Source organism: Planctomycetota bacterium, assembly GCA_016207825.1.
GTDB lineage: Bacteria > Planctomycetota > MHYJ01 > JACQXL01 > JACQZI01 > JACQZI01.
In genome coordinates this window covers 70671-92870 of sequence record JACQZI010000007.1, presented here as the reverse complement: position 1 = coordinate 92870, position 22200 = coordinate 70671, and the positions used below count along the sequence as shown (strand labels likewise).

At 39.7% G+C, this 22200-nt stretch carries 23 protein-coding genes; 22 read left to right on the top strand and 1 reads right to left on the bottom strand.

All coding sequences use genetic code 11. The annotated features are described in order from the left end of the window. The first annotated feature begins 95 nt into the window (after positions 1-95). The 3 genes from HY811_02155 to wecB all read left to right on the top strand — a co-directional run bounded on the left by HY811_02155 (position 96) and on the right by wecB (position 2287). Positions 96-638: a 50S ribosomal protein L10 gene (locus tag HY811_02155; GenBank protein MBI4833610.1), complete on the top strand. Its 543-nt coding sequence runs from the start codon at positions 96-98 to the stop codon at positions 636-638. An 81-nt stretch (positions 639-719) separates the two neighbouring features. Next, the gene (locus tag HY811_02150) at positions 720-1094 is read left to right on the top strand and encodes a four helix bundle protein (protein MBI4833609.1); all 375 of its coding nucleotides are present in this window, start codon (positions 720-722) and stop codon (positions 1092-1094) included. A 71-nt stretch (positions 1095-1165) separates the two neighbouring features. Further along, positions 1166-2287 (top strand): UDP-N-acetylglucosamine 2-epimerase (non-hydrolyzing), encoded by a 1122-nt coding sequence (wecB, locus tag HY811_02145; protein MBI4833608.1) that lies wholly within the window; start codon positions 1166-1168, stop codon positions 2285-2287. 2 nt (positions 2288-2289) lie between these two features. Here wecB and HY811_02140 read toward each other — a convergent pair whose 3' ends face one another. Beyond that, entirely contained in the window at positions 2290-3156 is an 867-nt protein-coding gene (locus tag HY811_02140) for a PD40 domain-containing protein (protein ID MBI4833607.1), read from the bottom strand. An 82-nt stretch (positions 3157-3238) separates the two neighbouring features. Here HY811_02140 and HY811_02135 point away from each other — a divergent pair, with 82 nt between their 5' ends. From HY811_02135 to HY811_02045, 19 genes are all read left to right on the top strand, one after another. Beyond that, positions 3239-3859: a winged helix-turn-helix transcriptional regulator gene (locus tag HY811_02135; GenBank protein MBI4833606.1), complete on the top strand. Its 621-nt coding sequence runs from the start codon at positions 3239-3241 to the stop codon at positions 3857-3859. 24 nt (positions 3860-3883) lie between these two features. Then, the gene (gene pseB, locus HY811_02130; protein ID MBI4833605.1) at positions 3884-4843 is read left to right on the top strand and encodes a UDP-N-acetylglucosamine 4,6-dehydratase (inverting); all 960 of its coding nucleotides are present in this window, start codon (positions 3884-3886) and stop codon (positions 4841-4843) included. Further along, positions 4843-5982 carry a UDP-4-amino-4,6-dideoxy-N-acetyl-beta-L-altrosamine transaminase gene (gene pseC / locus HY811_02125; protein ID MBI4833604.1) on the top strand — a complete coding sequence of 380 codons (1140 nt, stop codon included), beginning with the start codon at positions 4843-4845 and terminating at the stop codon, positions 5980-5982. Before pseB ends, pseC begins: the two co-directional genes overlap by 1 nt. Before the next feature lie 3 nt (positions 5983-5985). Beyond that, positions 5986-6972 carry a Gfo/Idh/MocA family oxidoreductase gene (locus HY811_02120; GenBank protein MBI4833603.1) on the top strand — a complete coding sequence of 329 codons (987 nt, stop codon included), beginning with the start codon at positions 5986-5988 and terminating at the stop codon, positions 6970-6972. Beyond that, on the top strand, positions 6969-7763 hold the full coding sequence (locus tag HY811_02115) for a glycosyltransferase family protein (protein MBI4833602.1): 795 nt from the start codon (positions 6969-6971) through the stop codon (positions 7761-7763). Before HY811_02120 ends, HY811_02115 begins: the two co-directional genes overlap by 4 nt. Then, a complete protein-coding gene (locus HY811_02110) occupies positions 7753-8292 on the top strand; it encodes a GNAT family N-acetyltransferase (GenBank protein MBI4833601.1) in 540 nt (179 codons plus the stop codon). Before HY811_02115 ends, HY811_02110 begins: the two co-directional genes overlap by 11 nt. After that, complete coding sequence (locus HY811_02105) at positions 8270-9337, top strand: Gfo/Idh/MocA family oxidoreductase (GenBank protein ID MBI4833600.1); 1068 nt, start codon at positions 8270-8272, stop codon at positions 9335-9337. Before HY811_02110 ends, HY811_02105 begins: the two co-directional genes overlap by 23 nt. Positions 9338-9349: 12 nt before the next feature. After that, the gene (locus tag HY811_02100; protein MBI4833599.1) at positions 9350-10627 is read left to right on the top strand and encodes a DegT/DnrJ/EryC1/StrS family aminotransferase; all 1278 of its coding nucleotides are present in this window, start codon (positions 9350-9352) and stop codon (positions 10625-10627) included. Continuing rightward, entirely contained in the window at positions 10617-11909 is a 1293-nt protein-coding gene (locus HY811_02095; protein MBI4833598.1) for an aminotransferase class III-fold pyridoxal phosphate-dependent enzyme, read from the top strand. Before HY811_02100 ends, HY811_02095 begins: the two co-directional genes overlap by 11 nt. Beyond that, positions 11906-12958, top strand: coding sequence for a UDP-2,4-diacetamido-2,4,6-trideoxy-beta-L-altropyranose hydrolase (gene pseG, locus HY811_02090; GenBank protein MBI4833597.1), 1053 nt, complete (start codon positions 11906-11908; stop codon positions 12956-12958). The genes HY811_02095 and pseG overlap by 4 nt, the downstream gene beginning before the upstream one ends. Before the next feature lie 23 nt (positions 12959-12981). Beyond that, positions 12982-14034 carry an N-acetylneuraminate synthase gene (neuB, locus tag HY811_02085; protein MBI4833596.1) on the top strand — a complete coding sequence of 351 codons (1053 nt, stop codon included), beginning with the start codon at positions 12982-12984 and terminating at the stop codon, positions 14032-14034. Next, positions 14031-14729: a methionyl-tRNA formyltransferase gene (locus tag HY811_02080; protein MBI4833595.1), complete on the top strand. Its 699-nt coding sequence runs from the start codon at positions 14031-14033 to the stop codon at positions 14727-14729. Before neuB ends, HY811_02080 begins: the two co-directional genes overlap by 4 nt. Next, the gene (locus tag HY811_02075) at positions 14726-15403 is read left to right on the top strand and encodes a PIG-L family deacetylase (protein ID MBI4833594.1); all 678 of its coding nucleotides are present in this window, start codon (positions 14726-14728) and stop codon (positions 15401-15403) included. The genes HY811_02080 and HY811_02075 overlap by 4 nt, the downstream gene beginning before the upstream one ends. Then, complete coding sequence (locus tag HY811_02070) at positions 15400-15861, top strand: GNAT family N-acetyltransferase (GenBank protein MBI4833593.1); 462 nt, start codon at positions 15400-15402, stop codon at positions 15859-15861. Before HY811_02075 ends, HY811_02070 begins: the two co-directional genes overlap by 4 nt. A gap of 392 nt (positions 15862-16253) precedes the next feature. Then, the gene (locus HY811_02065) at positions 16254-17246 is read left to right on the top strand and encodes a hypothetical protein (protein MBI4833592.1); all 993 of its coding nucleotides are present in this window, start codon (positions 16254-16256) and stop codon (positions 17244-17246) included. 12 nt (positions 17247-17258) lie between these two features. Beyond that, positions 17259-18956 (top strand): hypothetical protein, encoded by a 1698-nt coding sequence (locus HY811_02060; GenBank protein ID MBI4833591.1) that lies wholly within the window; start codon positions 17259-17261, stop codon positions 18954-18956. Positions 18957-18967: 11 nt separating this feature from the next. After that, positions 18968-20470 (top strand): oligosaccharide flippase family protein, encoded by a 1503-nt coding sequence (locus HY811_02055; protein ID MBI4833590.1) that lies wholly within the window; start codon positions 18968-18970, stop codon positions 20468-20470. Positions 20471-20485: 15 nt separating this feature from the next. Beyond that, positions 20486-21355, top strand: coding sequence for a class I SAM-dependent methyltransferase (locus HY811_02050; GenBank protein ID MBI4833589.1), 870 nt, complete (start codon positions 20486-20488; stop codon positions 21353-21355). A 4-nt stretch (positions 21356-21359) separates the two neighbouring features. Continuing rightward, positions 21360-22184 carry a methyltransferase domain-containing protein gene (locus HY811_02045; GenBank protein ID MBI4833588.1) on the top strand — a complete coding sequence of 275 codons (825 nt, stop codon included), beginning with the start codon at positions 21360-21362 and terminating at the stop codon, positions 22182-22184. The last annotated feature ends 16 nt before the right edge of the window (positions 22185-22200 follow it).

Genomic DNA, 22200 nt, shown 5'->3' with positions numbered 1-22200 from the left:
AAGCATATAATATTTTTCTTGCCTTATTCAATCCGTTTTGTTAAACTATCCGTTTTCAATATTCTGGAAATAGTATCTATATAAGGAATTAATTTATGTCAAAAGTCGTCAAGAAACAGATGATTAAGGAATTAAGCTCAAAGTATAAGAGCCTTAATAACTGGGTCATGGTCAATTATCAGGGCTTGAAAGCCCGCGAAGCAAGCGATTTGCGCTCCCACCTGCGTAATCAGGGCGTCAAGATGAATATGGCAAAGAACGCCGTAATCAGCTTTACTTTCCAGGATGTCGGCTGGGAAAAAGCCAAGGAAATCATCCAGGGACCGGTTGCCCTGGTTTACGGAGAGCCCGGAAGCAAATCCGATGACCCCATCACTATTTCCAAATCCCTGGTCACATGGAAAACCAAGAACGCCGATGCCGGTAAAATGCTCGTTTTCCGCGGCGGCTATACCGAAGGGCGTTATGTCTCGGCTACGGAAGTCAGCCAGCTTGCCAGCATACCTCCGCGCGAAGCGTTGCTCGGAAGGCTCGCCGGCGGATTCAAATCGCCGCTCACCAGGCTTGCCTGGGCGCTTGATGCCCTGCCTCAGAAAATGGCAAGGCTTGTCGGCGCTCTGGCGGAGAAGAAGAAATAAGTTCATTAGTCCAATTGTTCATTGGTTCAATGGGGCAGAAGTTTACCAGTTCATTTGTTCAGAAGTTCATAATACAATACTATGAAAATTGAACGGTTTGAGGATTTGATTGCCTGGCAGGAGGCAAGAAAACTGATGAACATTACATACGACATTACATCAGATACCAAAGACCCGGATTTAAAACGCCACGTGCGCCGGACAGCGGTTTCTGTCATGGCAAATATCGCCGAAGGGTTTGGCAGGTATTCATCCAAAGACCAAAAGACATTCTATTTACATGCGCGGGGTTCTGTTTTGGAATTGCAAAGCCATTTGTATGTTTTATTGGACCGGAAATATCTGGAAAAAGAAGCCTTTGATAATGCCTATAACCAAACGATTGCGGTCAGCAAGCTTATCAGCGGCTTAATAAAATCTTCTTTACGGCTGATAAAATCATCCGAACAGGATTAAGGGTCTATTGAACTAATGAACTGGTGAACCGTTGAACTGATTAGCTAATGAACTATCGAGCTATTGAACCAATGAACAATCTCTTATGCGTGGTCGGAGCCAGGCCTAATTTTATCAAGATTGCTCCGCTTATCAAAGCCGCCACCGTTGGGTTTCCCGATATAAAAATCACCCTCGTCCATACCGGACAGCATTACGATTATAACATGTCCAAGGTGTTCTTTAATGACTTGAAGATTCCCCGCCCGGATATCCATCTTGGTATCGGTTCCGGTTCGCACGCCTCTCAGACCGGCGAGATAATGATAGCTCTGGAAAAAGTGGTCCTGAAAGCGCGACCTGATGTCATCGTTGTGGTCGGTGACGTCAATTCAACCTTAGCCGGGGCGTTAGTGGCGGCCAAGCTTTGTATCCCGCTGGCGCATATTGAGGCGGGGTTGAGAAGCTTTGACCGGACCATGCCCGAGGAGCTTAACCGTGTCATTACAGACTCACTTTCGGATATGCTTTTCGTGCCGGGAAAGAACGCCGTTTTAAACCTGAAGAACGAAGGCATTCCGGCGAAGAATATATTCGTCGTTGGCAATATCATGATAGACACCTTAAAGCAATATTTGTCCGCGGTAAGGAAATCCCAAATAACCAAATCGTTGCGTATTAAGAAAAATGGCTATGCAGTGGTGACGATGCATCGTGCCGGGAACGTGGATAATAAGAGAGTCTTGACCGGATTGGTTAAGGCGTTGGTTGATATCAGCCGCGTTATCCCGGTTGTTTTCCCAATACATCCGAGGACAAAGAAGCAGTTGAAGGCGTTTAAATTGGATGGGTTATTGAGAGAAGAGAAGGGCATTATTATTATCGAGCCGGTGAGTTATCTGGATAGCATAAACTTATTGATGAATGCGCGTTTAGTCCTGACCGATTCCGGCGGGGTGCAGGAAGAGACATCTGTTCTGGATGTTCCGTGCCTGACCTTGCGGGATGAGACGGAGTGGACAGAGACCTTGCGGCAGGGGACTAATCAACTGGTCGGGACAGAGTCCACGCGCATTGTTTCAGCGGCCTCGCGGATATTGAAATCAAAGCGCAATTACAAGAAAACGAAGATTCCATCATATTGGGACGGAAAAACCTCAGTGAGGATTTTGCAATCAATCAGGAAGTGGGTTGCCAAACATAAGGTGAGCTAAATCTATTTTGCCGGATTCCAGCAAGCCGAGAATCCTTCGATTAATCTTGTCTGGTTATTACCGTCGATATCGACTATATAAATCTCGTATTTTCCGCTACGGGCGGATTGGAATGCTATTTTTATTCCATCCGTGCTCCAGGCAGGCCTGACGCCGTCTTTTATAAGCAATTTGCTCTTTCCTGATGCAACATCAATGATATATATGTAAAAGATATTATCCTGTTGCCTAACATCAAAGGCTAATTTAGTCCCGGCAGGGTTCCATGATGGGCGGATGCCGTCTGATTGTGTCGCTACGATACGTGTTGGATTTGAGCCGTCTGAATTCATAATATAAATCCCGCTATTTTCTTCGTCGTGGAGGTAGTAGGCGATTTTTGTGCCATCCGGGCTCCATGCCGATGCGTATTTATTGCCATTGCCGGAGGTCAGTTTTATCTGGTTCGAGCCGTCTGTATTTATGGTACAGATTTCATATTGATTATTTTGCTTGGATGAGAAGGCGATTTTTTGGCCATTCGGGCTCCAAGAGGGCAGTGTGGAGGGAAAATTATCATGGGTCAGCCGTGTTTGATTAGAACCGTCAGCATTCATAATATAGATTTGATTGACACCGTCACGGTTAGAAGTAAAGGCTATTTTCGTGCCGTCCGGGCTCCAGGAAGCTTTTTCGTCATAGGAATTATTGTCCGTCAGCTGATGAGTCGCTTCCCTCTCCGCATCAAATACGTATATTTCCTCATCGCCGTCTTTATCAGAAGAGAAGGCTATTTGTCTTCTTAGCCATTCTGGAACCCAGTCTGAAGATTGGCAAGCTGGTATAATGAGAGAAAAGGCCAGCATTAATGCGAATAACAATCTTCTCATATATAAACGGATTGTAGCATAAAAATATTAATATAGAATAAAAAATTACTTGACATAATACAGATTATGAGTATAATGTTCAATGGTTGAACAAAATGGTTCACAGATTGAACATAATCGCGTGTTTATTGTTATGATTGATGAAGCGGGCATTTCGGAAAAGGAATTTGAGGTTATCCGGTCGCTGGAAGAAAACAGCCATTATAACCAGCGTCTTATTGCCAAAGAGGCAGGTATTTCGCTTGGGTTAACCAATTTAATCCTCAAGAAGATGATTAAGAAGGGGTATCTCAAAGCGCGCCAGCTTACGCCCAAGAAGATACAGTATATTTTAACGCCTAAAGGCATATTGGAAAAAGCCAAGAAGTCGTATTGGTTTACCAAGCGAACGATTAATACCATGCGCGGCATGAAACAGCGCATCCAGGAAGCGATTCTGAAGGAATACGAGCAAGGTAATAAAAAGTTTGCCATTAAGGGAAAAGGAGAATTGGCTGACTTGGTTGAGATTGCCATGCGTGACTTGTCCTTAGGAGATGTAGCATTAGCCAGGCTGGCTGACGATTCTGTTCAAAACGATAACGAATATACATTAATCATCGCGGATGATGATAGCAATGTAAATATTAAATCTAAGAATAGCAATAACATGTCAAAGCCTAATAGACGAGTTATTAATATATTAGAGTTATTAGCCCAATAATTATTTTTATAAGGAGTTGATTTTATGAATTGGAAAAACCAGACCGTTTTAGTTACAGGCGGAACCGGTTCTTTCGGCAAGAAGTTTACAGAAACCATCTTGAAGTGTCCTATCAAGAAATTGATTATATTCAGCCGTGATGAATTGAAGCAGCACGAAATGCAGCAGCGATTCACGGATGACAGATTAAGATTCTTTATCGGTGACGTGCGTGATGCGGAAAGACTTTGCCGGGCATTTGAAGGAGTTGATATCGTGGTCCATGCGGCTGCTCTGAAACAGGTGCCCACTGCCGAATATAATCCTTTTGAGGCAATCAAGACCAATGTTTTGGGCGCCAAGAATGTGATTGATTCCGCCATAGATCGTGGTATTACCAAGGTAATGGCAATAAGCACGGATAAAGCGGTTAATCCGATTAATCTTTACGGAGCAAGTAAACTATGTGCGGAAAAGTTGTTTATTGACGGCAATGCTTATGCCGGCGCCAAAAACACCAACTTCAGTGTCGCAAGATACGGCAATGTCGTCGGCAGCCGGGGCAGTGTCATTCCATTATTTAACGAGATGAAAAAGACAGGGATTCTGACTATTACAGATGAGCGGATGACCCGCTTCTGGATTACGTTAGAGCAAGGCGTTAACTTTGTCATCGAATGTATAGAACAAATGCAGGGTGGTGAGATTTTTGTACCCAAAATACCCAGTATGAAAATGGTAGATGTGGCAAAGTCAATCGCTCCTAAATGTAAAATTAAGATTATCGGCATCAGGCCGGGCGAGAAGCTTCACGAGGCATTGATGACAGATGATGAAGTGCGCCGGGCATTGGAGTTTCATGATTTTTATGTGGTTCAACCTGATTTCAAGTGGTGGAGCGATGGTAACTGGAAAGGCGGGAAAAAATTATCTGAAGAGTTTAAGTATTCAAGCGATAAAAACAATCGGTGGTTAACCGCTGCCGAACTGAAAAGGATGATATAATGTCTAAATTTATTCCTTATGCGCAGCAATGGGTTGATGAGGCAGACATTCGTGCCGTGGTGAAGGTCTTAAAAAGTGATTGGTTAACTCAGGGACCAAAGATTGCGGAATTTGAAAAAGACGTTGCAGATTATACAGGTGCTAAATATGCCGTGGCTGTATCAAGCGGCACGGCGGCATTGCATTGCGCCTGTCTGTCTGCTGATATTAAAAAAGGTGATGAAGTAATTACCACTCCGATTACCTTTGCCGCTTCGGCTAATAGCGTGCTTTATTGCGGGGCAAAACCAGTTTTTGCCGATATCAAACCGGATACATGGAACATTAACCCCAAAGAGATTGAGAGAAAAATTAGCAGTAAAACAAGGGCAATTATTCCGGTAGATTTTACAGGACAACCGGCGGACTTGGATGAAATCAAAAAGATTGCCCGTAAACATAAATTAGTCGTTATTGAAGATGCGGCACATGCAATGGGCGCAATATATAAAGGCAAAAAAGTAGGCGGATTATCTGATTTAACTATCCTTAGTTTCCATCCGGTAAAACATGTTACCACAGGCGAAGGCGGAATGATTCTTACTAACAACTTCCATTATTATCAGAAATTGTTGATGATTAGAACGCATGGAATTACCCGTAGAAAAGACTTGCTGACTAAAGATGAAGGATCGTGGTATTATGAAATGCATCATTTAGGGTATAATTATCGTTTAACTGATTTTCAGTGCGCGCTTGGATTAAACCAATTGAAACGGTTAAACCAGTTCCTTGCCAGGCGTCGATCAATTGTAACGCAATATAACGAGGCATTTAAGAAGATTAAAGAAATAACCATTCCTTATGAAACATCCGGCGTGAATTCAGCCTGGCATCTTTATATTATAAGAGTAAAATCAAATCGGCGGGAAATATTTGAAGCATTGCGACGGAAGAAAATACAGGTGAATGTTCATTACATCCCTGTCTATTATCACCCTTATTACCGGAAATTGGGTTATAAAAAAGGCATTTGTTCGAATGCCGAAAGATATTACGAAGAAGCAATGACTTTACCCCTGTTTCCTAAAATGACTGATTCTGATGTTGATTACGTAATTAAAATTGTTAAAAATGTGATCGGTTTATATCGTAAGTAACTTATGAAAATATTAGTTGTTGGCTGTGGCTCAATCGGCGAAAGACATATCAGGAACTTAAAAGCTCTGGGCGTTGACGAGATAATCGCTTGCGATACCGATAAAGCAAGGCTTAATTCAATAAAGCAAAAATATCAGGTAACGGTTATTCCGAGCCTTAAGGATGCATTGAAGCAACCATTAAATGCTATGCTGATTTGCACACCGCCCCACCTGCATTTACCAATCGCTTTTGAAGGCATTAAAAAAGGGCAATCTCTCTTTATTGAAAAACCAATCTCCCATAACCTTTTAAAAGTTAATCAATTATGCCATTCGGTTAAAAGCAAGAAGTTAGTGTTTATGGTGGGCTTTAATTTCCGGTTTAATGCCGGCTTAATTAAGATAAAACAATTAATAGAGCGTAACCAAATCGGCAAGGTAATCAGCGGGAATGTCTCTTTCGGTTCTTATTTACCGGCACGTCATCCTAACCGGGATTATCGCCAGGAATATGGCGCAAAAGCCGAATGGGGCGGGGGAGTAATATTAGATGCCATCATCCATCAAATAGATTACCTTGTTTTCCTTTTGGGTAAAGTAGCATCCCTATTCTGTTTAGCTGATAAAAGAAGTAAGTTAGAGCTTAATGTAGAAGATTGTGCGGATATCCTACTGCAATTCAAGTCGCATGCTGTTATTACGTTGCATTCAGATTTTATCAGAAGGCCTTACTCTCACTCGTTTGAATTAGTCGGTGATTCAGGAACTATTATATGGGACATTTTCGGGTGCAGGGTAAAATGGTATAATGCTCACCAACAGAAGTGGCATCTTTTTGATTATAACAAGGACTTGAATAAAATGTATTTAGCAGAATTAAAACATTTTATTAATTGTGTCAGGCAGAAAAAGGTTCCTGACGTTACCTGCGAAGATGGAAGATACTCATTGATGATAGCCTTAGCCGCTAAGGAATCAGCATTAGCAGGAAAGATGTTAAAAATATGATTTTGTGTGTTCTGCAAGTGCGTATGGGTTCTACCCGTTTGCCTAAAAAGGCGGTAAAGAAAATTATGGGCAAGCCAATGCTTTGGTATATGTACCAGCGTCTTAAAGCCGCTCGGTTAGTTGACAAAATCGTAATAGCCACCACCACGCAAAAAGAAGATTACGTCATTATAAAATTTGCGAAGCAGAATCATTATGACTGGTATGACGGCAGTGAAAACGATATCTTAGACCGGACATATCAGGCGGCAAAGAAGTTTACTTCGGATGCCGTCGTCAGGGTAACAGGGGATTGCCCTTTGATTGACCCTGAAGTAATAGATAAGATTGTGGAATATTACCTGAAACATAAAAATAAAGTAGATTATGTAAGCAATGTAATAAAACCGACCTATCCGGATGGATTAGATGCTGAATTATTTACCAGTAGCCTGTTGGAAAAATTACGGCTAAAGCTCAAGGATGCATTCTGGCGTGAATGGGTGAGTTCTTATGTAAGAAAATATCATGACAAATCGCGATTGGCTAACATAGAAAACAAAACAGATCTATCCGCATTAAGATGGACAGTGGATTATCCGGAAGATTTTAAGTTTGTATCGGAGGTTTTTAAATGCCTTTATAATAAAAAGAGGATTTTCTTGATGCGGGATATACTTAACTTATTAGAAACCCATCCTGAATTAATAGAAATTAATAAAAAATATAGTAGAGACTCTGCGTATTTTGAAGCACTCAAAAAAGCGGGAAAGGAGAAGCAAACAAATGAAAAACGCCTTTATGCCAGGTAAAAAAAGTTACTTGAGAGGGATAGAAAAAGAAGACCTCCCGATACTTGCGCGCTGGATTAACGACTCAAAAGTAACTCATTATATGTTCATGGGCAGCCGGCCGGCTGTTTTAGACCGTTTATTAGAACAATGGGAACATGAAACAAAGAGTGAACACGACATCGTTTTTACGATTGTCTCACGAAAAGGCGAGAAAATAATTGGGAGCGCAGGGTTGTATACGATTAATTGGATTAGCCGGTCAGCTGAATTTAGGGTTATTATCGGGGAAACGTTATATTGGGATAAAGGAATTGGCGTGGAAATAACGAAATTACTTACGGAATACGGATTTAGCAAGCTAAACTTGAATAAAGTTTGGTTAGGAGTTAACGCATCAAATCTGGCAGCGGTTAAATGCTACGAAAAAGCCGGTTTTATCCGCGAAGGTGTCTTACGGGAAGAAATTTATCGCAACAACCAGTATTATAACGCCATCAGAATGAGCATATTAAGGAAGGAGTTTTATGCACAAAAAGGCCGGAGATAAAAAAATATATCGGGCAGCGATAATTGGCTGCGGAAGAATTGGATGTGGTTTTGACGATAATCCTAAAAGCAAAAGAATTGCCACTCATGCCGGTGCTTATTCTAATTTCAGGCAGACTGAATTAATGGCATTGTCTGATCTGGATGTTGAAAAACTGCGCCGCTATGGAGAAAAATATCATGTCAAAGGGGTTTATCAAAATTATGAGGAGATGCTGGAAAAAGAAGCGATAGATATTCTTTCTGTCTGCACCTACAATTCAACGCATTTAGAAATAATAGAAAATGCAATCAACTATAATATAAAGGCAATCCTATGTGAAAAACCAATTGCAGATACGCTTGCCAATGCAGTTAAAATAGTCAATCTATGCAGAGATAAAAATATCATTCTGTCGGTAAATCACCTGCGGAGGTTTGACCCTTCGCACCAGGAGGTTAAGAACTTAATAGAAAAAGGCGTTTTAGGTGACATACAGCAAACGACCTTTTATTATACGGCCGGCATTGCCAATACCGGGTCGCATGTATTTGACTTACTCAGGTTTTTCTTCGGAGATGTTGAATGGGTCCAGGCAATTTACAGCAACAGCAAATTTCCTAATCCGAATGACCCGAATATTGACGGTATACTGAAGTTCAAAAAGGGATTTATCTGTTCCTTGCAATCCTGTGACGTAAGCAAGTTTCTTATATTTGAATTGGATATAATCGGAATGAAAGGGCGATTGAAAATAATGTCCGGCGGTTATAGTTGTGAGTTTTATGAGCCCAATGATAGCCAATACTTCCCCGGTTATAAAGAACTAGCTAAAACAAAAGCACCAATTAATGAAACACAAAATTTTACTGATAAACTGACCATGATAAATATAGTTGTGCATCTGGTTGATTGTTTAGATAACAATAAAACTCTGATTTCTACGGGAGATGATGGCAAAGCCGCATTGGAACTGATTTGCGCCGTTCATGAATCAGCCCGGAGAAATGGAGCAAAAATAAATCTGCCGCTGGCTCACAGCGACGTAGAAATTAAGTCAAAATAGAAAGAGTAAAATATGAGCAAAAAATTAGCATTATTGGGCGGAAAGAAAGTGCGAACCAGCCCTTTTCCTCGTCATCCAATCATCGGCAAGGAAGAAAAAAATGCGGTTAAGGAAGTATTGGATTCCGGTAATTTATCCACCTTTATCGCCTCACCGGGCCAGTATTTTCTCGGCGGCAAGAAAATCAAGGAGTTTGAAAGCCTTTTTGCAGCTTATCATAAGATAAAATATGCGGTCAGTTTCAACTCCGCAACAGCGGCATTACATGCGGCTGTCGTTGCCTGCGGCGTAAAGCCGTTAGAAGAAGTATTAACCACCCCGTTTACTTTTACCTCAACAGCCACCTGCGCCTTAATGGCTAATGCCGTTCCTGTTTTCATTGATGTAGAGCCGGATAATTTCAATATAGACCCGGAGAAAATTGAGGAGCACATTTCCCCGCTGACCAGAGCGATTATTCCAGTGCATCTTTTCGGCTATCCCGCAGACATGGATAAAATCATGGAAATAGCCAAAAGGCATAATCTCAAAGTAATTGAAGATTGCGCTCAGGCTCCCGGTGCCGTATATAAGAAAAAACTCGTTGGAACCATAGGCGATTGCGGTATTTTCTCTTTTACGGAAAATAAGAATATTACGAGCGGTGAAGGAGGCATGCTGATTACCAATAATGAAGAAATTGCTGAAATCGCAAGATTAGTAAGAAATCACGGCGAGGCTATCGTTGCAGCTCAGCCGCGAAGTTACCGCTCGACTATTTTGGGATGGAATTACCGGATGACTGAAGTAGATGCCGCAATCGGGATAGAACAATTTAAGAAAATGGATTACTTCAATAACCAAAGAATCAAACTGGCGAACTATCTGGCGAAGAAACTAAGCAAGATAGACGGCTTAAAAATCCCCGGAGTCGATGCAGGCATGAAACATGTATATTATATCTTTGCCTGCAAGTATGATGAGAAAAAAATAAAGATTCCCAGAAGCCTTTTTGTCAAGGCGTTGAATGTGGAAGGAATACCATTTAGTGCCGGCTATATCAGGCCCTTGTATTTCAGTCCCATCTATCATGAGAATAAACCGTTTTTCTACCAGTATTATCATGGCAAGGCTTCTTATGAGCCGGGAATATGCCCGGTGGCAGAGAAATTATATGAAAAGGAACTGGTATTAACCGCGATGGCAAGACCTCCGGCAACAATTAAAGACATGAGCAATATCGTCAGTGCCATCTACAAAATACTTGATAACAAAAATGAGTTTGAAGGAGGCGAAAATCATGGCAAATAATACGCAGAATCTGGATAAATCCCTTAAATTATGGGAACGGGCGGAAAACATAATAATGAACGGCACCCAGCTTTACAGCAAAATGCCCTCGGTCAGCATTAAAGGCGTCTCCCCCATTTATTTCGTTGAAGGCAAAGGCTCAAAGGTTATAGACCTGGAAGGTAATAAATACATAGATTACTCCATGGCATTGGGTCCCTGTATCTTGGGTTATGCCAACCCTGAAGTAAATCACGCGGTGAAAAAGCAAATGGCTAAAGGCTCTATTTTCTCTCTCCCCCACCCAATAGAAGTGGAAGCAGCCGAGTTGCTCTGCAAGATTATTCCCTGTGCGGAAATGGTCCGGTTCCTCAAGACCGGCTCGGAAGCTACCAACACCGCAGTGCGCATGGCACGCGCTTATACAGGCAGGGAAAAACTCATTAAAGGGCATTATCACGGCTGGCATGAATGGTCCATTTGCGATACGCCTAAAAATGGTGGCATCCCGAAGGTATTGAGAAACTATGTGTTCACACCGAATTATAACGATTATGACGCCTATGAAAAAATATTCCGCAGACACAAAGGCGAAATAGCGGCGGTTATTATTGAACCAATAGAATTTGAGCCGCCTAGGGACAGGTTCTTGCACCGGATAAAAGAACTTGCCCATAGAAATAATGCTCTTTTGATATTTGATGAAGTGGTTACCGGATTCAGGTTTGGATTAGGAGGCGCACAAGAACACTTCGGCGTTATTCCCGATATTGCTACCTTTGGCAAAGGCATGGCCGGCGGGCTGCCTCTTTCCTGTGTGGTCGGGCGGAAAAAAGTTATCATGGGGGCCAAGGATAAAATATTTGTTTCAACCACATTCGGAGGGGATACCCTTGCTTTAAGAGCTTTCCTGACCACCATTAAAATCATGCAAAGCCACAACGTTGCCAAAAAGATATGGGATTTTGGTGCGGAATTAAAAGAAAAGACCAGCCGGATATTAAAAGATGCCGGCATTATCAATAATATCCGTTGTGTCGGTCTGCCGCCGAGGTTAGGTTTTGAATTTAAGGATAATCAAGGGAAGGATTCCAAGGAGTTAAAAACGCTGTTTATGCAGGAAGTGGTTAAACGAAAGATATTCTTTGTCTGGAATATTTTACCATCCTTTGCCCATGGTGGAAAGGACATGGCGGAAACGATTGAAGCATTTAAGGTTTCGGCGCAAATATGCCGGAAGGCTCTTAATGAAAATCGCTTAAAAGATTATTTGGAAGGGGAAATGCCAATAACGGTGGTATGAGAATATTATTCAGAGTTGACGGATCGACACGTATCGGGACAGGTCATATCATGCGTTGTTTAACCCTTGCTGAGGAATTTAAAAAGCAAGGGGGAGAAGCTGTTTTTGTAACTAAGGATTATGACAGGGCGATTATCCAGCGGATTAGAAGTGCCGGTTATTCCGTAATGGCTATTCCGGCAGGCTGTAATCTAAAAATGGATTTGGAGTTAACGCTTAAGTTGATAAAAGAACAGGCGCCTAAAATAGTTATAACCGACTCATACGATTTGACAAGCGGGTATCTGTCCGGATTAAAATCAGGGTTTAAGGATGGGCTTTTGGTCAGTATTGATGATATTTTTAAGAATCATTTTTATGCGGATATCGTCCTGAACCAGAATATTACGGCAACACGAGAAAAATATAAAGGAAAAATAGAACCATACACAAAACTATTATTGGGCACGCGATATGCCCTGTTAAGGAAAGAATTCCGGCAACGGGTAACAAAAGAGAGAAAGTTTAATAAAGTGCATAATGTTTTAGTGACATTGGGCGGAGCTGACCCTGATAATCAGGTGTTAAAAACAGTGAAAGCGCTTGGGGTTTCCGAAATAAATTTTAAAATTACGGTTGTAGTTGGGATAAGCTATCGGTATTTGAAAGCATTAAAAAGGTTTGTTGCAAAGGCAAAAAAATCGATACGAATTGTTCGCAATATCAATAATATGGCTAAATTAATGAGTCAGGCGGATATTGCCATTAGCGCCGGCGGAACAACCTGCTGGGAATTGGCTTGTGCGGGTTTGCCGAATATTATAATTGTCATAGCTGATAATCAAAAGGAAATTGCGGACAAGCTTGATAAAGCAGGAGTTTCGGTTAATTTGGGATGGTTTAAGAAAATTACAGGGAATAAGATTGTGAAAGTTATGGAAGCCTTGATTAACGATTCCTCCCGACGCCGGGAAATGAGCCGAAAAGGAAAGAAATTAGTTGATGGGTTGGGGGCGAAAAGGGCAAGCAAACTTATATTAAATAGAATACGATTTATTAAATCCGCATAATCCGCGGCTAAAAGAGGTGGAAAATGAAAAAAGTAAAAATAGGTAAAAGATGGATAGGAGAAGGCGAGCCTTGTTTTATTATTGCCGAAGCCGGCAGTAACCATAACCGTAATTTTAAACAGGCGTTAAAGCTGATAGATGTAGCGGCAGCGGCAGGCGCTGACGCGGTTAAATTCCAAACCTATTCTGCGGAAAAAATTTACTCGCGCAAAACACCCATGGCTTCATATCTGAAGAAAAACAAGCTGGTCAAAGGAAAAGAAACACTTTGGGATCTTATTAAAAAGATAGAAATACCGCGAAAGTGGCATAAGGATTTGATGTTGTATTGCCGGAAGAAAGGCATTCTTTTTATGTCCACCCCTTTTGACCTGGAAGCTGTTGATGAACTGGAGAAAGTAGGGGTATCTGCGCATAAAATAGCATCTTTTGAAATAACCCACTTGCCGTTATTGAAACACACGGCTGAAACAGGCAAACCGATAATTCTCTCAACCGGAATGGCCGATTTAGCGGATATTGAAACAGCCCTTGATGTTATTTATAAGGCTGGCAACCATAAGGTTGTTTTGCTCCATTGCGCAATCAGCTATCCGCCTAAATACGAAGATTTAAACTTACGGGCTATGCAAACGATGAATCAGGCGTTTCAATTGCCGGTTGGTTTTTCCGACCATACTTTGGGAATGACCTCTGATATTGCCGCGGTAGCCTTAGGCGCCTGCGTAATAGAAAAGCACTTCACATTGGATAGGAGTTTACCCGGCCCGGACCATCCATTCGCATTAGAGCCTGGTGAATTAAAAAGCATGGTTCAGGCAATCAGGGACACTGAAAAATCCTTAGGATCTCCGATAAAAATGCATACCAGGGCGGAGGAAGAGCTTTATAAGATTGGCAGGCGCAGCTTGGTCGCCGCTTGCAATATCCCAAAAGGCACAAAAATTACCATGGGAATGATAGATGTCAAACGCCCTGGTTACGGTATCCCGACTAAGATGATGGATATTGTTGTCGGCCGTGTCGCCAAAAAGAATATTGAACAAGATGATATTTTAACATGGGAAATGGTATGAATATCAAAAAATGCTATGTGGTTGCAACGATAAAAAGTTGGAATATAAAAAGAGCCAAAGAATTTATTAAAAATAATCCCGACAGTAAGATTTTCTTAGTGCGCGATAAGAACGCGTTAAATTATGAAAAAATGAATAAAATAAAGCCAAGGTATATATTTTTCCCTCATTGGTCTTGGATTATACCAGAAGAGATACATAATAATTTTGAATGCATTGTATTTCATATGACAGATTTACCGTTTGGGCGTGGCGGGAGTCCTCTTCAAAACCTAATAGTCAGAAAGATTTATCAAACAAAAATAACAGCTATCAAAGTTGTAAAGGCGTTAGATGCAGGCCCCGTTTATATGAAAAAGGATTTATCATTAAATGGTTCCGCGGACGAGATATACCGGAGAGCATCTCAAGTTATTTTTAACAATATGATACCATATATTATGCGAAATGAACCTGTTCCAAACCCCCAGGAGGGAATCGTTGCTAAATTTCAAAGACGTACCGCAAAGGATAGCAGAATACCGGAACAGGTTGATTTGAACGGCGTATATGATTATATTCGTATGCTTGATGGGGAAGGATATCCTGCCGCCTTTATTGAAACTAAAAACCTTAATTTATCGTTTACAAAGGCGATAAAAACGAGAAAGTACATTGAGGCAAAAGTACGGATTAGCAGAAAGGAAAACAAATGAAAAAGAAAATATTAATTGTAGCAGCGCATCCTGATGATGAAGTTTTAGGTTGTGGAGGTACAATTACTCGGTTTGCCGATGAGTCAGAGGTGAATCTTTTAATCCTTGGCGAGGGGATGACCTCACGGTTTCTCCGCAGAGAGACTGGGATGAAAAGTAAAGAAATGAAGAAGTTAAAAGCTTCCATTGATAAAGTTTTAAAAATATTTAAGATTGAAAAATCATTTATCTTAGATTTTCCAGATAATCAATTTGACAGCGTTCCATTGTTGAACATTGTGAAAGCGATTGAAAAGGTTAAAAACCAGATTAAACCAGATATTATCTATACTCACCACAGGGGTGATTTAAATATTGATCATCGAATAACTTATGATGCAGTGTTGACTGCTTGCCGACCCATTAAAGGGGAGACGGTTAAAGAAATATATTCATTTGAAATACCATCTTCAACTGAATGGAATTATCCTGTCCAATTTGCCCCTAATGTTTTTGTGGATATTACTTCAACGATTGAGAAAAAAATAAAAGGATTAAAAGCTTATCAGACCGAATTAAAACAATTTCCTCATCCCCGTTCTGAAGAAACTATTCGGGTTATTGGCAAGCGTTGGGGCGGTATGGTTGGGTTTAATTATGCTGAGGTGTTTGAGGTTGTGAGAGTAATACGATGAATCAATTGATTATATTAAAAACTGTGAATGAAAAAGATTGTAAGGATTTATGGTTATGGAGAAGTTTCTTTCGGGTCAGGAAAAACTTTTTTAGCCAAAGGCCTATTCTATGGAGAGAACATAAAAAATGGTTTTATTCTAAACTATTAGACCCTGCGACTAAAATGTATCTGGCTCGCCGGGCACGTAATAAAATCGGGGTTATTAGGTTTGAGACAGGAGGGCCAGTTGTTAAGGTAAGTGTTAATCTTAATCCGAAATTTATCGGTAAAGGTGTAGGTGCAAAGATTATTAGTCTGGGTACAGAAAAAGTAATGACTGAAACTAAAACGACTAAGCCTATTATTGCGGAAATCAAAAAAGATAATATTGCGTCCAGCAAGGTTTTTTCCCGCGCCGGATATGTCTTAAAAGAGGAGACTCCTCGGAAGTTAATTTATGAATACAGAAGAACGTAAACAAATTAATAGTAACTTTTGGGCACTCTCTGGCGTGAGGGATCCCCGGTCAGCAGGGGGTGATAGTCTTGGGATTAGAGGGGATGCGCCCAGCCCTGACGGGGGCTACTTTCTGTCCACAAAGAGGCTACGTTACACACTTGAGGGTATTACTCCCTGCGCTTGGAACTATTACCCGCTGTCCTTAGCCGCATTACCTGTAGTCATTAGGAGGGCTATCTCTAATCTTTATTATACCTACTGCCAGCCTTTCGGGATAATATCCGTAGTCTTTAGGGGTGGTAGCCCCATTTTTGATGGGGGGTATCCCCAATATCAAAGGGTAGTCGGAGATATGGCAGGGGGTAGGCTACCCATATACCCTATCCCCCTCCATATGCCGGAAAGTATATATGGCAGATAAAGTACTTACGAGAGTTATGGTCTTTATACCGGGATATAATTTCTATCCCTTAAGCCTCGCTTTGAAATGGATGCGGGGCTATTATAACCGCGTAGCCTATATCAACGAAGCACGCAAAGAAGCCATTCCTGACTTGAAGGCTTACCGCCGGAAAGTAGCCAACCCGCTCCTGAAAGTGTTTCCTAAATTCCTTAATCCTAAGTTTATCAGCAGAAGTGAATTGGATGCCCGCGAGATTATTTTGAAACATTCATATGGGATAAAAAGCGCTGACGCGGCTAAGCGATATCAAAAGCACGCTGAGATGAAATATCAGGGTAGAAACGGCATTCCTGCAGAATATATCAAAGCATCATTACCAATCAGCGCGGTGGATTATACGGAAAAAATGAGTTTTGGCCCTTGGGTTCTGGCAGGAGCGCTCAATCCCAGCCCGAACCTTTTGGCGATTAATCCTTATACGGGAAAATCAGCATTGAGTATTATTATTAGTTGGTTATCTGGTGATGTGCTTACTCCGGAATATCTCCGCAAGCAAGACCGGCTAATCAAAGGCCAGCCATGTTTAATTACACGCCCCAGCCGATTACGGAAATTTCAGGTAGAGCTGCGGACACGCTTGAGAAGAGCTGTCAGCAATATCCAAACGGCTAATTACGCCCCGGAGGCGGTCAGCCGGGAAAATGACCGGACCAATCAGTTAATTGATTCTTATAGAAATGTAGATATAGCATCTTTTCAAAGCGGTGGTTCATCCCATCTTTCCTTTATTGTGCATGAGAAAACAGCGGAGTTTAAGAATAGCTCAGCGCTTACAGCTATCCGAAATCAGATCCGGCGGTATTTTTTGGGGAAAGATGCTAACACAATAGAGCCAGTGTCTTTGGCTTACGCTGAAAAACCTGCGGATTTTATCGGGAGATTCGGTCAATCCATTTTGGTGGATATGCATTTGGATGTTCAGGTGGCAATAAAAGTATGAAGCATTAATTTTATGGTAATTTATAGGTTTTATAATAGTTTCTCCCAAGATAGTATTAATAACGGAGATGTATCCATTGTTTTGAATCCGGAAGTAGCCTATGAATTCGATAAGCGAAATATTTCTTATAGCATTTTAGAAAGTTATTATTCCGAGCAGGAACTGCTAAAACATCAGAGTCTTTTTGTTGAATTAGAAGAGTATATTTGCCGTTCTTTCTATGACATATTAAATGGAAACAAGTTAGATTTAAAACCAGATGATTATTTAATATATATGTACCATGTAAAGACTAAATTTGAATATATTTTCCTTAGAAAAGTAATATACGAAAGTTTTTTTAAACAGATAAAACCTGACTTAATAAGATATTATTCAGCGGAAGAAGATATAGATGCTTGGCTGTTAAAATATTTTTCTAAACAAGCAGAGATTGATTTTAAACACACTAAAGTAAGTGTTATTAATCATATGAAGAAGACTAAATATAGATGGCGGATTTCGTTGTCGAATATAATCGCAGCGATAAAAAACCGTATCGTTTTCCCTCTTCAAGTAGCGTGCAGGAATTCTATAAACAAAAAAGGAAACGTTTTGTTTTTAAGTGACAGCTATAATTTAAAAGAATTAATTAGGGAAGAACAATCAAAAAGGAAGAAAATATGGTTCTACAATAATAGAGCGGATTTTATTCAGTTGTCGCAATTACTATCTTTTCGAAAATATAAAATGGCGTCAAGCGGAAAACGAAAAAAAATTAGTATTGATTCCCGAAGTGTCAAGCAAAAATGCAATGATATCGGGGTGAAATTAGGCTTAAATGACATCGAATTGATTGAGCAGGCGCTTAATGAAATTATCAATAATGACGTTTTGGGCACTCTGAGTGTTTACGAAGATATGAAAAACAAAAAAACGCTGTTAAATAAATTTGCCGCAGTTGTATCTCCTTTCTATGTTTCAGCGCCTTTCCTTCCTTTTTATTTGTATTTTTACAAACACAATAAAGCCACCCGAAGAATTATTTTGTTGCACGGCGATAGTCCTTTTGATTCAAACCTTTGGAAGTACAGCGAGCTTTTGTTTAGTGATGAGGTGGTATGTGAGCAAACGGGGACCGATAATTTGTTGCAAAGGACGGCGGAAGGTAATAACTTAAATGTATTTATTAAACGAAAAAAAATACTTTTTAGTCAGTTCCGCAATTTTAAAATAAAACATGGGGCGAAGAAAAAAATAATTTATTTGCCAACATTTTTTATGTTAAATGAAAGAAGGTTAGATGGAGCTCAATATCCCGATGTTTTTTATTATAAGTTGCAAAAAAAAATCATTGATAGTTTCATTAATGAAAAGTCCTTTGTTTTTATTTGGAAATCTTTACGGGAAATAAAAAGAGGTGGGTTTTTGGATAAATGTATAATGGGATTGAATCTTCCAAATATAAAATATAGTTTTGTGTCTTTATTTGATGAATTACCGGATAGTTACGCCTTGATAACGGATTATCCTTCTACAGGTATGTATCAAGCGGCTGTTGCCGGGATTCCTGTTTTTGGCGTTTATCCATCATGGTTTGATATGAATCCGGATGCTCTTTCGTTTTGGGGGAAGAATTTAATGCCTTATAATAAGGAGAGAGAGGCTGTTTCTTATATAAAAAAGTTTATTCATTCGAAAAATATTAAGGACTACTGTCGGAAATTTTGAAAATAGTTACTATGCTTAAAAAATTAGGGAGAAATATAAAATTTTTAATTGCGAGTAAGATAATTTTCTTTTTTGTGCAATTATATCTTACTCCTTTTATTGTTTATGAAGTTGGTAAAGAAGCATATGGTATTTATCTTTTAGCTCTTACTTTTACAGGCTATTTTGGCGTATTGGATTTTGGCATGTTATCTGCTTTGGTGAAATATGTTGCAGAATATAAGGGGGCAAACGATAAGAATTCTCTAACAGAATCAGTTAATGTTTCATTGTCTTTCTTTTTTTTAGTAGGAATGTTAGTTGCTTTGCTTCTTTTTGCTAGTTCTTTTTTTGTTGGAAAATGGTTTGGCTTAAATGCTGAGCAGGGTATTACAATGAGGAATTTATTGTTAATTGCGGCAGTGTTTTCTGTCTTTTCATGGATAACTAATGTTTTTCGTGGAGTTGCTCGAGGGTTACAGATGTATAATTGGGAGGTTTTTGTGAATATAGGCACTCTTTTGGTAACACTTGCATCTGTTGTTATTTTATTAAATAATGGTTATGGAATAATTAGTGTGATGTTAGTAAATCAGATATTAAATAGCATCAGTGCGTTTATTTTGTATCTCGTTACACGTTCTTCATTAGGGGAATTAAAACTCAACATTTTAAGTTTTCGGCAACCGGTCTTCAAAAAAATGTTTAATTACAGTTTTTATCTGTTTTTAATATCGTTATTTGCTATTTTGATTTATCAAATCGATTATGTGGTAATTGGTTTATTTTTAAATGTAACGGCTGTTGCAATTTATAGTATTGCCTGGTCAATTCAACAAAATATTCGGTCAATTTCGCCTGTTTTACTGGAGCCTGCATGGCCATTAAGTGCCGAGATGGAAGGGGCGGGTTTATACGATAAACAAAAAACCCTATTGTTAAATGGAACTAAATTAACAACATTAGTCTATATTCCCATAATTTTAATTACTATTATTTTTGCTGAGCCTTTTATTAATAATTGGATGGGGGCGGATTTTAAAGAGAGTATTTTGCCCGCCCAGATATTATTGTTATTTTGGCTTTTTGGGGCTTATTTTAATTTAGGGAGTGCGATTCTTACTGCAAAAGGGATTGTCAAAATATTTTTTTGGATTACAATGTTTAATGCGTTATTAAATTTGATATTAAGTTTAATTCTAGTTAATTATTTAGGTGTTTTGGGTGTTGCTTTAGGAACTACTATTCCAATGATATTAATAGCATTTCCGTTAAATATTTGGATTATTTTAAAGGAATTAAGGGTTTCTTTAAATGAATTTTATTCCTTTACGGTAGCTCGCAACATTTTTACATACTTTTTTACAATAGTAGTCTCAGTGCTTGCTCTTTTAATGTATACGCCGAAGAATATTGTTGTTACGCTACTTGAAATGGGGTTAATATACATCATTGGTTTGATTTTTAGTTATATCGCTGTATTAAAATACGAGGAAAAGAAACAACTTAAAAAAATGTGGTCATTTAAAACATGAGAAAGGGATATAAATATGAAATGCTATCTTTGCGGTAGCGAGAACAACGAGTTGGTTTCGGAAAAATTAAGATACGAAAGCCCTAGAAAGGTTTATAAATGCAGGGATTGTTCGCTGGTGTTTTTGTATCCGCAAATGTCCCCTGAAGAAGAGCGGATATTCTACGAGAAAGAATACGGGGAAATTTATAGCCATGAAAAGGGGGCTACCCCGGCTGATTTATTCAAAGCCCGCCAGGGAGACGCTAAGGTTTATTTCGATTTAACCAAAAACTATTTGAATTCAAATCTTGATTGCCTGGAGATAGGCTGCGCTTCCGGGTATTTTCTTGCAGAGATAAAAGATAAAGTAAGGTCTGTTGCTGGAATTGAAACGCATAGGATACTGCGCGAGCACTGCGAGAAAATAAGCATAAAAATGTATGATTCATTGGATGACGCGCCCGCAAGTTCTTTTGACATGGTTTTCCTTTTCTTTGTCTTGGAGCACCTTGGGGATCCGTTTGTCTTCTTTAAAAAGGTTAATAGGATTCTAAAAAAAGGCGGTAAAATATTTATTGAAATCCCAAATGTAGATGATGCCTTACTTTCCTTGTATGATATTCCTGGATTTCGCATATATTATTATACGCCGGCACACCAGTTTTATTATTCGAAAAACACGCTCGCCAAGCTTTTTGATAAGGCGAGTTGTAAAAACTACGAAATAAAGATAATACAGCGTTATGACCTTTCTAATCATATGCACTGGATGAGTTATGGAAAACCCGGTGGCGTTGGTAAGTTTAACCATATCTTTAGCCCGGAATTGGTTGAAACTTATAAGAGAGATTTGGTTAAAGCAAGTAAGGGTGATGGCCTAATTGCGGTTATTACAAAGGATTGAAGCGATGAAGAAATGGGAAAAGATATGCAGGGTTTCTATTAAATTAGCTATGGCTCAAAGTAATCTTGTTAATCTGGTTGAAAGACTCAGGAGAATTGAACCTGATATTTCCATGCAAGAATTAAGCGAGACGCCGTATTTTAATGGGTATATTGAGCTTAAACGTCGCAGCCTTCAGGCGTTTCAATGCTCATTAATGCTTAAAATCATAAATGATTTTGCTTCAAGAGATTTGACTGTTGTTGATATCGGCGATTCTGCAGGAACCCACATGCTTTATTTAAGAGAGCTGACTAAAGATAAATTTAATTTAGATACCATCAGCGTTAATTTGGATCCTCGTGCAATAGAAAAGATTAAAGCACGAGGCCTCAAGGCAATGCTTTGCCGTGCAGAAGAGCTGGATTTAGGGGAACAGAGGGTTGATTTATTTGCCTCATTTGAAATGGTTGAACATTTGCATAACCCGGCGATTTTCTTTCGCCGTTTAGCCAAAAAAACGCCTTGTAATAAATTACTTATTACAGTTCCTTACCTCCGGCAAAGCCGAGTTGGGTTGCATCATGTTAGGCATAATATAGCTAAAAAAATAACTGCCGAAGAAGAGCATATATTTGAACTTAGCCCGGAGGACTGGACGTTATTAATAAAACATTCAGGATGGAAAGTAATATATAGTAAAATATATTATCAATATCCTCGTAATTTCCCTTTTATCAGTCAGCTTTTTGCCAAATATTGGCGCCGGTTTGATTATGAAGGTTTTTGGGGAGCGATATTAGAGAAAGACACGACTTTTACTGATAATTACCAGGATTGGGAAGAATAAAAAGAAAGGCATTGTT

Bases quoted from the DNA above. Each gene is read 5' to 3' on its own strand.
- HY811_02155 (MBI4833610.1), top strand. From the start codon at position 96: ATGTCAAAAGTCGTCAAGAAACAGATGATTAAGGAATTAAGCTCAAAG.
- HY811_02150 (MBI4833609.1), top strand. From the start codon at position 720: ATGAAAATTGAACGGTTTGAGGATTTGATTGCCTGGCAGGAGGCAAGA.
- wecB (MBI4833608.1), top strand. From the start codon at position 1,166: ATGAACAATCTCTTATGCGTGGTCGGAGCCAGGCCTAATTTTATCAAG.
- HY811_02140 (MBI4833607.1), bottom strand. From the start codon at position 3,156: ATGAGAAGATTGTTATTCGCATTAATGCTGGCCTTTTCTCTCATTATA.
- HY811_02135 (MBI4833606.1), top strand. From the start codon at position 3,239: ATGGTTGAACAAAATGGTTCACAGATTGAACATAATCGCGTGTTTATT.
- pseB (MBI4833605.1), top strand. From the start codon at position 3,884: ATGAATTGGAAAAACCAGACCGTTTTAGTTACAGGCGGAACCGGTTCT.
- pseC (MBI4833604.1), top strand. From the start codon at position 4,843: ATGTCTAAATTTATTCCTTATGCGCAGCAATGGGTTGATGAGGCAGAC.
- HY811_02120 (MBI4833603.1), top strand. From the start codon at position 5,986: ATGAAAATATTAGTTGTTGGCTGTGGCTCAATCGGCGAAAGACATATC.
- HY811_02115 (MBI4833602.1), top strand. From the start codon at position 6,969: ATGATTTTGTGTGTTCTGCAAGTGCGTATGGGTTCTACCCGTTTGCCT.
- HY811_02110 (MBI4833601.1), top strand. From the start codon at position 7,753: ATGCCAGGTAAAAAAAGTTACTTGAGAGGGATAGAAAAAGAAGACCTC.
- HY811_02105 (MBI4833600.1), top strand. From the start codon at position 8,270: ATGCACAAAAAGGCCGGAGATAAAAAAATATATCGGGCAGCGATAATT.
- HY811_02100 (MBI4833599.1), top strand. From the start codon at position 9,350: ATGAGCAAAAAATTAGCATTATTGGGCGGAAAGAAAGTGCGAACCAGC.
- HY811_02095 (MBI4833598.1), top strand. From the start codon at position 10,617: ATGGCAAATAATACGCAGAATCTGGATAAATCCCTTAAATTATGGGAA.
- pseG (MBI4833597.1), top strand. From the start codon at position 11,906: ATGAGAATATTATTCAGAGTTGACGGATCGACACGTATCGGGACAGGT.
- neuB (MBI4833596.1), top strand. From the start codon at position 12,982: ATGAAAAAAGTAAAAATAGGTAAAAGATGGATAGGAGAAGGCGAGCCT.
- HY811_02080 (MBI4833595.1), top strand. From the start codon at position 14,031: ATGAATATCAAAAAATGCTATGTGGTTGCAACGATAAAAAGTTGGAAT.
- HY811_02075 (MBI4833594.1), top strand. From the start codon at position 14,726: ATGAAAAAGAAAATATTAATTGTAGCAGCGCATCCTGATGATGAAGTT.
- HY811_02070 (MBI4833593.1), top strand. From the start codon at position 15,400: ATGAATCAATTGATTATATTAAAAACTGTGAATGAAAAAGATTGTAAG.
- HY811_02065 (MBI4833592.1), top strand. From the start codon at position 16,254: ATGGCAGATAAAGTACTTACGAGAGTTATGGTCTTTATACCGGGATAT.
- HY811_02060 (MBI4833591.1), top strand. From the start codon at position 17,259: ATGGTAATTTATAGGTTTTATAATAGTTTCTCCCAAGATAGTATTAAT.
- HY811_02055 (MBI4833590.1), top strand. From the start codon at position 18,968: ATGCTTAAAAAATTAGGGAGAAATATAAAATTTTTAATTGCGAGTAAG.
- HY811_02050 (MBI4833589.1), top strand. From the start codon at position 20,486: ATGAAATGCTATCTTTGCGGTAGCGAGAACAACGAGTTGGTTTCGGAA.
- HY811_02045 (MBI4833588.1), top strand. From the start codon at position 21,360: ATGAAGAAATGGGAAAAGATATGCAGGGTTTCTATTAAATTAGCTATG.